The sequence below is a fragment of the Trinickia symbiotica genome, from assembly GCF_003028655.1.
Classification (GTDB): Bacteria; Pseudomonadota; Gammaproteobacteria; order Burkholderiales; family Burkholderiaceae; genus Trinickia; species Trinickia symbiotica_A.
Genome location: NZ_PYUC01000003.1, coordinates 23065 through 34816, shown reverse-complemented (window position 1 = coordinate 34816; position 11752 = coordinate 23065). Strand labels below are relative to the sequence as shown.

The 11752-nt window shown below is 63.4% G+C and carries 14 protein-coding genes and 1 pseudogene; 11 read left to right on the top strand and 4 right to left on the bottom strand.

The window, feature by feature from the left end:
• Positions 1–12 precede the first annotated feature (12 nt).
• Both C9I57_RS06175 and C9I57_RS06170 read left to right on the top strand, forming a co-directional pair.
• A complete protein-coding gene (locus tag C9I57_RS06175) occupies positions 13–1200 on the top strand; it encodes an MFS transporter (RefSeq protein ID WP_258187538.1) in 1188 nt (395 codons plus the stop codon).
• Positions 1201–1402: 202 nt separating this feature from the next.
• On the top strand, positions 1403–1930 hold the full coding sequence (locus C9I57_RS06170) for a single-stranded DNA-binding protein (RefSeq protein WP_107149780.1): 528 nt from the start codon (positions 1403–1405) through the stop codon (positions 1928–1930).
• 148 nt (positions 1931–2078) lie between these two features.
• On the opposite strand, the gene C9I57_RS06165 is transcribed toward C9I57_RS06170, so the two are convergent.
• From C9I57_RS06165 to C9I57_RS06155, 3 genes are all read right to left on the bottom strand, one after another.
• Positions 2079–2507 (bottom strand): hypothetical protein, encoded by a 429-nt coding sequence (locus C9I57_RS06165; protein ID WP_107149779.1) that lies wholly within the window; start codon positions 2505–2507, stop codon positions 2079–2081.
• On the bottom strand, positions 2491–3069 hold the full coding sequence (locus C9I57_RS06160) for a nucleotidyltransferase domain-containing protein (protein WP_181321743.1): 579 nt from the start codon (positions 3067–3069) through the stop codon (positions 2491–2493). The genes C9I57_RS06165 and C9I57_RS06160 overlap by 17 nt, the downstream gene beginning before the upstream one ends.
• A 240-nt stretch (positions 3070–3309) precedes the next feature.
• Positions 3310–3687, bottom strand: coding sequence for a YcgJ family protein (locus C9I57_RS06155; protein WP_219909856.1), 378 nt, complete (start codon positions 3685–3687; stop codon positions 3310–3312).
• A 113-nt stretch (positions 3688–3800) separates the two neighbouring features.
• On the opposite strand from C9I57_RS06155, the gene C9I57_RS06150 reads away from it, so the two are divergent.
• Positions 3801–4439, top strand: coding sequence for a hypothetical protein (locus C9I57_RS06150; protein ID WP_258187537.1), 639 nt, complete (start codon positions 3801–3803; stop codon positions 4437–4439).
• Entirely contained in the window at positions 4436–4951 is a 516-nt protein-coding gene (locus tag C9I57_RS06145; protein WP_258187536.1) for a hypothetical protein, read from the top strand. The genes C9I57_RS06150 and C9I57_RS06145 overlap by 4 nt, the downstream gene beginning before the upstream one ends.
• 120 nt (positions 4952–5071) lie before the next feature.
• On the opposite strand, the gene C9I57_RS06140 is transcribed toward C9I57_RS06145, so the two are convergent.
• Complete coding sequence (locus C9I57_RS06140; RefSeq protein ID WP_107150149.1) at positions 5072–5446, bottom strand: hypothetical protein; 375 nt, start codon at positions 5444–5446, stop codon at positions 5072–5074.
• A gap of 270 nt (positions 5447–5716) precedes the next feature.
• On the opposite strand from C9I57_RS06140, the gene C9I57_RS06135 reads away from it, so the two are divergent.
• The 7 genes and pseudogenes from C9I57_RS06135 to C9I57_RS06105 all read left to right on the top strand — a co-directional run bounded on the left by C9I57_RS06135 (position 5717) and on the right by C9I57_RS06105 (position 11665).
• Positions 5717–6715 carry a sulfonate ABC transporter substrate-binding protein gene (locus C9I57_RS06135; RefSeq protein ID WP_107150148.1) on the top strand — a complete coding sequence of 333 codons (999 nt, stop codon included), beginning with the start codon at positions 5717–5719 and terminating at the stop codon, positions 6713–6715.
• Between the two features lie 16 nt (positions 6716–6731).
• Positions 6732–7889: an FMNH2-dependent alkanesulfonate monooxygenase gene (gene ssuD, locus C9I57_RS06130; RefSeq protein ID WP_107149777.1), complete on the top strand. Its 1158-nt coding sequence runs from the start codon at positions 6732–6734 to the stop codon at positions 7887–7889.
• A 46-nt stretch (positions 7890–7935) separates the two neighbouring features.
• Positions 7936–8829, top strand: a complete 894-nt coding sequence (ssuC, locus tag C9I57_RS06125) for an aliphatic sulfonate ABC transporter permease SsuC (protein WP_107149776.1) — start codon at positions 7936–7938, stop codon at positions 8827–8829.
• A pseudogene (locus tag C9I57_RS06120) lies at positions 8769–9599 on the top strand (ATP-binding cassette domain-containing protein); the annotation flags it as partial. The gene ssuC and the pseudogene C9I57_RS06120, both read left to right, overlap by 61 nt.
• A 215-nt stretch (positions 9600–9814) precedes the next feature.
• Complete coding sequence (locus C9I57_RS06115; protein ID WP_107149775.1) at positions 9815–10453, top strand: lytic transglycosylase domain-containing protein; 639 nt, start codon at positions 9815–9817, stop codon at positions 10451–10453.
• 255 nt (positions 10454–10708) lie between these two features.
• The gene (locus C9I57_RS06110) at positions 10709–11101 is read left to right on the top strand and encodes a surface-adhesin E family protein (RefSeq protein ID WP_107149774.1); all 393 of its coding nucleotides are present in this window, start codon (positions 10709–10711) and stop codon (positions 11099–11101) included.
• Between the two features lie 114 nt (positions 11102–11215).
• Complete coding sequence (locus tag C9I57_RS06105; protein ID WP_181321742.1) at positions 11216–11665, top strand: CHRD domain-containing protein; 450 nt, start codon at positions 11216–11218, stop codon at positions 11663–11665.
• The last annotated feature ends 87 nt before the right edge of the window (positions 11666–11752 follow it).

Here is an 11752-nt window from a genome sequence, read left to right as displayed (position 1 = left end):
TCCGCTCCCCTGATGTCGAACGCTTCCGTCACTTCCTCACGCATGAGCGCGCCCGAGCTGCGCGCGACCGTGTCGCTCGCGGGCATCTTCGCGCTGCGCATGCTCGGTTTGTTCATGATCATGCCGGTGTTCTCCGTCTACGCGAAGACGATCCCCGGCGGCGACAACGTGCTGCTGGTCGGCATTGCGCTCGGCGCATACGGCGTCACCCAGTCGATGCTCTACATCTTTTACGGCTGGGCGTCGGACAAGCTGGGCCGCAAGCCCGTGATCGCCGTGGGGCTCGCGATTTTTGCGCTGGGCAGCTTCGTCGCGGCCATTGGGCACTCGATGGCCTGGATCATCGCCGGGCGCGTGATTCAAGGGATGGGTGCCGTTTCGTCGGCCGTCATCGCGTTCATCGCGGATCTGACGGCCGAGGAGCACCGGACGAAGGCGATGGCGATGATTGGCGGCAGCGTCGGCATTTCTTTCGCGGTGGCCATCGTCGGCGCGCCTATCGTCTTCCATTGGATCGGCATGAACGGGCTGTTCGCGCTCGTCGGCGTGCTGTCGCTCGTCGCCGTCGGCGTCGTGCTCTGGATCGTGCCGAACGCGCCGAAGCCGGTGCACGTGCCCGCGCCCTTTGCCGAGGTGCTTCACAACGTGGAGCTCTTGCGCCTGAACTTTGGTGTGCTCGTGCTTCACGCGACGCAAACGGCGCTCTTCCTCGTCGTGCCGCGGATTCTCGAGGCAGGCGGCTTGCCGGTCGCCTCGCACTGGATGGTGTACTTGCCCGTGATGGGGCTTTCGTTCGTGATGATGGTGCCCGCGATCATTGCCGCGGAGAAGCGCGGCAAGATGAAGCCGGTGCTGCTCGGTGCCATTGGGCTTATCCTGATCGGCCAATTGTTGCTCGGCGCGGCACCGCATACCATCTTGTCGGTGGCGGCGATTTTGTTCGTCTACTTCCTCGGGTTCAATATCCTGGAAGCGTCGCAGCCTTCGCTCGTTTCGAAACTTGCGCCCGGCACGAGAAAAGGCGCGGCGGCCGGCGTCTATAACACGACGCAGTCCGTCGGGCTCGCGTTGGGCGGTGTGATCGGCGGGTGGCTGCTGAAATCGGTCGGGCAGAATGCGGTGTTTTTCGCGTGCTCGGGGCTCGTTTTGGGGTGGCTTATAATCGCCGCGAATATGAAGCCGCCGCCGCGCAAGGCGTGAACGGGAGCCGGCAGCCGGTGAGGGTTCGAGGCAAGACGGCCTACAGGACGCAACCCGGCGCGGGTTCGGGGCGGCTGCTTTTCGCGCTGATTCCTGTTCCTGTCCACACGAACGGCGTCGCCGCACAATAGCGCTATGCATGGGGCCGGAGTCGCTGCTTACGCGGCTCTCTCGGGCAACACGGAATCAACTGGAGAAACATATGGCATCCGTCAACAAGGTCATTCTCGTCGGTAACCTCGGCGCTGATCCTGAAGTGCGTTACCTGCCGAGCGGGGACGCCATTGCGAACATTCGTCTCGCGACGACTGACCGCTACAAGGACAAGACGACCGGTGAAATGAAGGAAGCCACCGAGTGGCATCGCGTCGCGTTTTTCGGGCGGCTTGCCGAGATCGTCAACGAGTATCTGAAGAAGGGCTCGTCGGTTTATATCGAAGGGCGCATTCGCACGCGCAAGTGGCAGGGCCAGGACGGTCAGGACCGCTATTCGACCGAAATCGTCGCGGAACAGATGCAGATGCTGGGCGGCCGCGGCGGTTCGGGCGGCGGTGGCGGCATGGGTGACGAAGGCGGTGGGTATGGCCGTGAGCCGGCTGAACGCGGTGGTAGGCCCGCGGGCGGTGGTGCGGCGCGTAGCGGCGGCGGCAGTGGGGGCGCGGGCGGTGGCCGGCCCAGCGCGCCGGCCGGCGGCGGGCTCGATGAGATGGATGACGATATTCCGTTCTAACGGCTGCTTCATCCACTGATGTCAGCGCGGCCCCGAGTTTCTCATTTGAATACATGATTCGGTGAGATCCTCGGGGCCGCTTGCCTTGTCCGCAAGCGCAAATCGAGAGGGCGCGTCGCAGCGACTATTTGAGCAGAGAAGGACACACTCACTGAAACCAGCCAGCGGTGGTCTCTAGATAACGAAGTACAGTATCGAGAGCATCAGCCACATCTGCATCGCTCGCGGTGAACGCCGCTTGGTATTTGCGATTGCGCCAGTCCCTCAACGCGTCAACCGTATCGCTGAGTTCTTGCGGCAGGCCCATGATATGGGCAGCCGCTTCCAAAGCCATCTGGTGATGCCCTGGCTTGGACGATACTCGAACTGACTGGCTCGCAAGCACTGCCAACGCGCAGAAAAAGACGGAGTCGTAGGCGGCGTCCATACGCGTGCTGGCGCTATTCTCTTTGCGTTGAGCGTCGGCGTACTTGAGGGCGGCTTCTTTGAGCCAGCCTTGCAACTGCACCTTGTTGACGGCGGATTGGCGGGTCAACGGTGTATCTGGCGTGTTTAGCAGGTCATCGAGCGACGGCATCCAGGTCTCCTATCAAGCTGACCTTGGGATGCTGCATGATTTCAGTCGCGAATGGATCGTTTTGCTTCAACAATGCGCGGAATTGCTCGATTGTGAACACCGAGGCGTTGAACGGTCGGCTGTACTTGCGTGCGAGCGGGCGCAGCAGCGCGTTAGTCCTAAGTTCGGAGATGGCGCCGAGCACGAGCACGTCGATGTCACTCGCCGCCCTTTCTTCATGCCGCGCAAATGATCCGAAAATGAAGGCAACCTGAACGCCCGTTGCCTCTCGCAGCATTTGCTGGAGATCCGCAACGAGCACGCTGCTTTGGCGAAAGAGATCGATGAGCGGAACTAGAGCTGGATCCCGCGCGACCTGATAGCCGGCCTTCGCTGCGCCGCGCTTCACGAGCCCAACGACCTCCCAGCGTTGCAACCATCGATGCGTGTTGCCGGGGTCCAGCCCGGTCTGGGCGGCGAGCTCCCTAGCGCTGAATTCGTCGTTCGGGTGTTCGAACAGATGGCGCAGGGCTTTGAAACGGCCCACTCCACCGAAGAGTTCGGCAAACATTTTTTCGTTCATGCGCTCGATACACCTCGGCGGATCGTCTGCAACAGCCATCGCTTATCGTTGTTCATTCTACAGCGAGTGTTGTAGATCGCACAACGCGGCGGCGACGACAAGCAGCGTGTTGTTGATTGGACAACCGCTGTTGTTTTATATACAACGCAAGAGGTTCACCGCTAAAAGCAACGATCCGACGTTTTCAGCCTATCTCGACACGCGTTTTCAGGCGTGCTCTCCGAGCGTACGCGGCGCCCGTCACTTGCCGAAAAGCTGCGTCGTGTACTTTCCCGATACCGCCCCACTGTGCTTCCCATCCGCACCGTAGAAGCGATTTTCGCGGCAAAGACGTTCCTTGACGTCGCAGAAGATACCGTTGGCGAAGGTGAATTCCGTCTGGCTGAATTTGCCTTGCGAAAAAAGCCTTGCCGCAGCCTTCTTCCCCAGATACCGAGACGTCAACTCGCGAGAGACGCCCTTGTCGTTTGCGCACATATATCGATCGCAGAGGACGCCGGAAGCGGGTGAGTGAGCACTGGCGTTTTGCCCGGCTTCGGCGGTGCCGGCTGTCAGCGCAAGCAACAGGGCCGGGCAAATGAGCCGGACAGGGCGGGGCGCGAAAGCGAATAGGTCCATTTGAAGATCCCGGTAAAGCAGTCAACTTCAACGCGATCTTACTCTCACGCCCATGGAGCCCTTTCCTCGGCACGCCGATTGCAGATAGTCGGGATGCAAGCAAGGAGATAGCGATGGCGGATGCGATCGGAGAACCTGGGTCGTTTCTGGCAACGTGGCGCGGGACAGGCGCTTCGATCGCGCTCGCGGTCGTTGCGTGCGCGAGCGTGTTAGCCCTCGGCGGTTGCAATTCCATCTATACCGAGAGCGCGAATGCGGGTGCGGGTATCGCCGGAGCCGCCGCCGCATCGAAGGTGACGCGCAACGCCGCCGTCGCGACGGGCATCGGTCTCGGCGCGGTGGCCGCGGCTCGCGCAGGCGTCGCGTATACGCAGCGCGTCGCGCACAACGCTACACAAGAGCGCATCGCTGAAGCAGCAGGGCCGCTCGACGTCGGCGCAGTGGCCTCCTGGTCGGTTTCGCACAAGATCCCGATCGAGCCTGACCAACACGGACGCGTGACCGTCAGCCGCGTCATCAGTACGGGTGCGCTCGACTGCAAGGAGATCGTTTTTTCGGTCGATCGGCCGGCCGCGAAGCGCTCGGAGGGTGCGGCAAATGCTCCAAATGCTGCAAGCGCCGCCAGTGCGGTAAAAGTCAGCGAGTCGCAGGCCGAAAACGAATTCTATGTCGCATCGATATGCCGCGACGGCGCCAAGTGGAAATGGGCGTCGGCCGAGCCCGCGACGAGCCGATGGGGCCCGATGCAATGAACGCACGCTATCTCGCCGGGATCACCGCGATCAGCGCCGCGTTGTGGGTGATCGTCGGAACAGGTTGCCAGTCGATTGGCGCCGCAAGTGGCGCCGCGGCCGGCGTTGCGACCGGGGCCGCGACGACGAACCCTGCGATCGGAATCGGCGTCGGCATTGCGGTGGAGGCGGCAACGGATGAAGCGGTCAGGCGTACGACGCGCCATCTGCATCAGGATCAGCAGGATGCGATCGCGGCCGTCGTCGGCGCGCTGCCCGTCGACGAAAGCGGGGCATGGCGCGTCAAGCATTGGCTACCGATCGAGAACGGGCGCGGGCGCGTTCGTGTGACGCGCGCATTCGCGACCCCGCTCGCCCTTTGCAAGGACTTCGTGTTCTCCGTCGCGCATGGAAACGGTCCGGAAGCACACGAGGATTGGTATACGGCTAGCGCGTGTCAGCAAGGGACGCGATGGAAGTGGGCCGATGCCGAGCCGGCGGTGGCGCGGTGGGGCAGCTTGCAGCAGCAGTAGGTGCGTCGCAGGCGTGTGTGCTCGTTCGTCCGTTTGAAAGCGCGCGAGTCAGACCGCCGCCGAAGGCTGCGTTCGAAGCGTCAACGGCGCCAGGCGTGCCGCGCCAGTGCCACATTTGAATTAGAACAGTTCAGGCGGCTTGCGATCGACGAACTCGCGCGGAGCCGACTCGGGCAGTGTAAAGGCGACATGCGGCAAATCGTCGAGCAACCCATCGAACTGCGCGTCGGCCTCGCTCGTAAAGAGAGCATCGAGGTAATCGAAGCTCAACATCGGCACGAGGGCCTGAAGCGCGGCCTCGGCTCCAGCCTGCGGGCCGCTGTCGATGCCGTCGACGTCGAGGCGGATCGTGCACGCGCCTTTAGGGCTGCAGTCGATCGCACCAAGGTCGATCAATTTGCCCGCCGCATTTTGCGCGAGCACGCGCGTTCCGGTTGCGAATAGTCGGAACGGCCGGTCGAATTGCGGCAAGTCCGTCTGCGGTCGCGTCGCCATCGTTTGTCTCCCGATCGCCATCGTATTCCGCTGGCGCCGCAACTCGCGTGCCGGCGCGCCAGGCATCCGCGATCTGCATGGACGTCAAATCGATTGCATGATTTCGCCATATGACGATCCCGCAAGAGCAAAGCTGAAAACAATCGTTCTCACCGCATCGCGCCTTTCCTAGACTGGCGGTTCCCGTAGCGGTAGCGCCGCTCGATCCCCTTTCTCTTGAAACCGAACAGTTTTGTGCCGAAGGCGCTCAATCAGCGTCGTGGAGAAGTCATGTCTTCGAAGAACAACGAGCTTCATCAACTCGCACGCCGTCGCTGGCTCAAGGCAGCCGCCGCGAGCGGCGGCGCGCTCGCGGTCGGCACGCTCAGCGCCGGATACCCGCAGTCGGCGCGCGCGCAAGGCGCGTCTGCCAAGACCTTGCGTATCGGCTATCAGAAGTACGGCTCGCTCGTACTCGTGAAGGCACGCGGCACGCTCGAGAAGCGTCTCGCGAGCCAAGGTGTCACGGTTTCGTGGCTCGAGTTTCCCGCAGGCCCGCAATTGCTCGAAGGACTGAACGCAGGGGCCGTCGATTTCGGCACGGTCGGTGAAACGCCTCCCATCTTCGCCCAGGCCGCCGGCGTCGATTTCGTCTACGTCGCGAATGAGCCGCCGTCGCCTGCCGCGGAAGCGATCGTCGTGCCGCACGACTCGCCGATCAAGTCCGTCGCGGATCTGCGCGGCAAGAAAGTTGCGCTCAATAGGGGATCGAATGTCCACTACCTTCTGGTGCGGGCGTTGAAACACGCCGGCCTTCAGTACGCCGACATTCAGCCTGCTTACCTCGCGCCAGCCGACGCGCGCGCCGCGTTCACGCAAGGCAGCGTCGACGCATGGGTAATCTGGGATCCCTACTTCGCCGCGATCGAGAAGCAAACCGGCGCGCGCATCCTCGCCGACGGCACCGGTCTCGTCGACAACACGCAGTTCTATCTGGCATCGAGGCGCTTCGCATCGAGCGCGCCGCAGCTCGTGCGCGCGACGCTCGAGGAACTGGCGAGCGCCGACGCCTGGGCGAAGGCGAACCCGGCCGCGGTTGCCGCCCAGCTCGCGCCGCTCGTCGGCCTCGAGCCGGCTATCGTCGAAGTGGCCGCGCGCCGCTCGTCGTATGGCGCCCGTCCGGTCTCGGCAAACGTGCTGGCGTCACAGCAAACGATCGCCGATACGTTCAGCGAGCTCAGGCTCATTCCGAAACAAATCGCCGTCAAAGACGCGCAGTGGCTTGCCTGAGAGCGGAGAGAGGCGCATGAAGGTGTTCTGGTTCATCCCGCTGCACGGCGATTCGCGCTATCTCGGCACGTCCGAAGGCGCGCGCGCCGCCACCTATGACTATTTCCAGCAGATTGCCGTGGCAGCCGATACGCTCGGCTACGAAGGCGTGCTGCTGCCGACGGGTCGTTCCTGCGAGGACGCATGGGTCGTCGCATCGAGCCTCATCGCGGCAACGCGTCGGCTCAAGTTTCTCGTTGCCATCCGGCCGGGGCTCAGCTCGCCGGGCCTGTCGGCCCGGATGGCGGCAACGTTCGACCGACTTTCGAAAGGCCGGCTTCTCATCAACGTCGTGACGGGCGGCAGCCCCGTTGAGCTGGAAGGCGATGGCTTCTTCGCCGATCACGACGTTCGCTATGAGATTACCGACGAGTTTCTGTCGATTTGGCGCGACCACTTCAGGACCGCCCATGACGGCGGGGCGGTCGACTTCGAGGGGCGCCATTTGAGCTCGCGAGGCGGCAAACTGCTCTACCCGTCGTTTCAGCGGCCGCATCCGCCATTGTGGTTTGGCGGATCGTCGGAAGCTGCCCAGGCGATCGTGGCCGATCATATCGATACCTATTTGACGTGGGGCGAGCCGCCAGACGCGGTGGCGAAGAAGATCGCCAGCGTGCGCGCGAAGGCCGAGCGCAAGGGGCGCAAGGTCAAGTTCGGGATCCGGCTCCACGTCATCGTGCGTGAAAGCGAGGACGAAGCGTGGGCCGAGGCGGACCGGCTCATCAGCCGCGTCGACGACGAAACCGTCGCCAAAGCGCAGGCCGATTTCGCCAAGATGGATTCGGAAGGGCAGCGCCGCATGGCTGCATTGCATGGCGGCAAGGGGCGCACGCGCGCTGAGCTCGAGATCTATCCGAATCTGTGGGCGGGTATCGGACTCGTGCGCACGGGGGCCGGCACGGCGCTCGTCGGCACTCCGGAGCAGGTCGTGGCGCGCATGACCGAGTATGCCGAGCTCGGCATCGACACGTTCATTCTGTCCGGCTATCCGCACCTCGAGGAAGCGTATCGCTTCGCCGAACTCGTCTTTCCAAGGCTACCGCAGCGGGTGCGGGAGAACCTGGAATCGGCGCTGCCAGGGCCTTTCGGCGAAATCGTCGGCGTGACGCACTTGCCGAAAGCAGCGCGCGGCTGAGCGGAACGTGCTCGAGCGCGGGTGACGGAATCCTTCGTACTACGAAATGATTGAAAGGGGAAGCACCGTGAAAACGCAGGCGTTGACGAGACGCATCGTGCCGTGGATCGTCCCGGCCCTCATCCTCTTCGCGTGGGAGGTGAGCGCACGCATCGGTTGGCTGTCCGCGCGCGTCTTGCCCGAACCGCTTGCCGTTGCGCAAGCGGCATGGGGGCTCGTGCGCAGCGGCGAAATGTGGACCGACGTCGAGGTGAGCGCGTGGCGCGCATTGGTCGGGTTCGCGATCGGCGGCGGCATTGGCTTCGCACTCGGGCTCGCGACGGGGCTTTTCAAGCCGATCGAAGCGGCGCTGGATTCGACGATCCAGATGATTCGGAACATTCCCGCGCTCGCGATGATTCCGCTCGTCATCCTCTGGTTCGGTATCGAAGAGCAGGCAAAGCTCTTTCTCGTCGCGCTCGGCGTGTTCTTTCCCATCTATGTGAACACCTTTCACGGGATCCGCTCGGTGGACGGCAACCTCGTCGAAATGGCGAGGAGCTATGGCGTGCGGGGATTGGCGCTCTACCGCGACGTGATTTTGCCGGGCGCGTTGCCTTCGATTCTCGTCGGCGTGCGCTTCGCGCTCGGGTTGATGTGGGTCATGCTGATCGTCGCCGAGACGATTTCCGCGCAGTCGGGCATCGGCTACATGACGATGAATGCGCGCGAATTCATGCAAACGGACGTCGTGGTGGTCGGCATTCTGCTTTACGCATTGCTCGGCAAGTTGGCCGACATGCTCGCGCGCGGCCTCGAACGAAGTCTGCTGCCTTGGCATCCGGCCTATGCGGGCAGTGCCGTGCGTCCGCGCGCAGCGCGCACGAGCCTCGGCGCGAGATGGGCGAAGGCGGCGAAGGCGGTGAAGCGGCCGCCCGGGTGGCGAGGAGCGAAGGCGTGAGTGCCTCCGCAACGGCGGACGAGATCGGCCTGGCAAACGCTGCTGCGATTGAAACGGGCACCGAGGCGGCGATCGTCCTGAAGTCGATCTCGAAGCGTTACGCCGAGCGCGTTGTGCTCGATCGTCTCGACCTGTCGGTCGCCAAGGGGAGCTTCGTTGCGATCATCGGACGCAGCGGCTGCGGGAAGTCGACGCTGCTGCGCCTCGTGGCCGGTCTCGAGACGCCCGACGACGGCGAGCTCGTCAGGGGCGAAGGCGGGCACGGCGAGCCGCGTGGAGTGCCCCGCACACGCATCATGTTTCAGGATGCCCGGCTATTGCCTTGGAAGAGCGTGCTCGCGAACGTCATGCTCGGCCTGCCGCGCACGGCGCGCGATGAAGCGCGCGCGGCACTCGACGAGGTGGGCCTCTCGGCCCGCGAGCATGACTGGCCCGCGCAGCTGTCAGGGGGCCAACGACAGCGTGTGGCGCTCGCGCGCGCGCTCGTGCATCGCCCCGACCTGCTGCTGCTCGACGAGCCGCTCGGCGCGCTCGACGCGCTCACGCGCATCGAAATGCACGAGCTCATCGAGCGGCTTTGGCGCGAGCACCGGTTCACCGCGCTGCTCGTGACGCACGATGTGCAGGAAGCCGTGGCGCTCGCGAGCCGAATCCTGCTCATCGAGCGCGGGCGCATCGGGCTCGATCGGCAGGTCGAGCTCGCGCGGCCGCGAGCGCGCGGCACGGCCGCGTTCGCCGCGATCGAGGACGCCGTGCTTCAGCGTGTGCTCGAGCCCGCGAGCTGACAAACCGCTTCGCGTCCGGGTGCGCCTGCGGCTGCAAGTGAGTCGTCACTTCAATTGTCATGCCATTGTCATGCGGCCGTTGCGGCCGACGATCCCTATGCTTCGGGCTTCGTAGAGCGCTCCATCGATATCGGAGCGTTCTTGTCTGCTGATTAATTGCGCGCCGTTATAATGCGGGACCATTTGTTCCGCATCGACCCATGAGCCGAGTCCTCTGCGCACTGCTGATTTCGTTCGGAGTCCTGACGCATGCCTATGCCGAGGGCTCTGAATCGACAGCCGTACCCGCACCCGCGCCGGCAACGAGTGGAATCGACGCATCGTCGTTAGCGCAAGCAAGCGGCGCCGCGGCACCCGCCCATGCATCCGCGAGCGAAGCCGCAACGGCGCAGACGCATCGCATCTCGAGCCTGCTCGTGGAAAAGTTCGGCCTCGCCCGTGCGAAGGCGGAAGAGATCACCCACGCCGTGATCTCTTCTGCATCGAAGTACTCGCTGCCGCCGGCGCTCGTGCTTGCGATCATCTCGATCGAGTCGCGCTTTCGCGAGAAGGCGCATGGCCTGCACGGCGCGACCGGACTCATGCAGGTCGTGCCCGCCGCGCACCGTCGCCTGGTGAGCCATATCGATCTGACGGAGCCGGCCGCCAATATCGAAGCCGGATCCGCGATCCTTCATGGCTATATAGAGTCGGCCCAGGGCGACATGGCCGCGGCACTCAAGAGCTACGGAGGATCGTCGGCTTATGCCCGGAAAGTGAGCCTGCGCGTGCATGATTTCGAGGCGGGCGTCGGGGCCAGCGCGCCAGACATCACATTCGACGCGAGCGGTGTGCGCTAGCGCTCGATCCGTCTGCTTCCCGAGCTTCGCTTGCCGTGCCTCGAGCAGTGAGCAGTGCCCCTTTCGTTACGCGTGCCAGGCGCTCCCGGCTCAAGTCGTTCGAGCATGTCGAATTTTCCATATCGCTGCGCGCGGTGAATGATCGCTCTGCTAGAATCCAGTAACGTCGAAGACGCCCGCACGAAGGGCGATAAGCACAAGTTCGGAATAAATTCGAATCGACGTCGTGGGCCAATTTCGATCATAGGAAAGATAATGAAATTGCTCCGTCGATTGCTGATTTGTTCCGTGGCGCTTGCGGCAAACTCCCATGCCGATGCGGCGCAATGGGTCCATCTGACGAGTGAGCGCGATCTCTCTTACGAGGTCGACATGGATAGCGTCAAAAGCGGCCCCGACGGCTATCTCGAGTACGTTGCGAAGACGCTGTGGAAAGTCCCCGCGATGCTTTCCGGGGCGACGAAGCCTGTTGCCGTCTCCATCACCCGCTATCAAATCGACTGCGACCATAAAGCATGGCGCGCAATCGATACCAACTATGTGACGGCCGAGGGCGAGCCGGCAGGCAAGGCCCAACCGAAGGATGCGGCTTGGACGCCCATCGGGCCCGGCACCGTCGTCGACCTGATGTTTCGGAAGGTCTGCTGAGCGCCCGTGTACGTGGAACCCCATACGGCCTGACGGTTTGGTCTACCATTGCTGCCGACCCGCGTGCACGGCGACGCGCTGTGCCGACGGAGACGTCTCGATCGCGAGGACAATATGCGTATGATGCGCAAGCTCGGAGTTGCCGCGCTGCTGTCGGTTTTGACGATCGGCGCGGCGCTTGCGGACGAAGTCGTCTACAAGGCCAGCCTGCAGCCGTCGAGCGAGGTTCCGCCGACGACGAGCAGGGGAAGCGGTGAGCTGAAAGCGATGTTCGACACATCGACGAAGCTTCTCATGTGGGCGGGCTCGTTTCAGGGGCTCTCCGGCCCGGCAACGATGGCTCGCTTTCAGGGACCGGCACCGGTCGGCCAAAACGCCGGCGTACAGATCGACGCCCCGCTCGCGAAGGCGCCGCGCGGCGACATCGAAGGTCAAGCCACGTTGACGGACGCGCAGATCAACGACCTCGAGACGGGCAAGTGGTACTTCAATATCTATACGGAGCAACACAAGGGCGGCGAAATACGCGGCCAGTTGTTGCCGTCGCCCCCTGCGCCGCACTAGCTTCTGTCCATCCGGTCTAGATCGTATATTCGAGAACCGCTCGTTCATGGCACGTTCGTCGCAAGTACCATGATTGGTTGCCGAGTT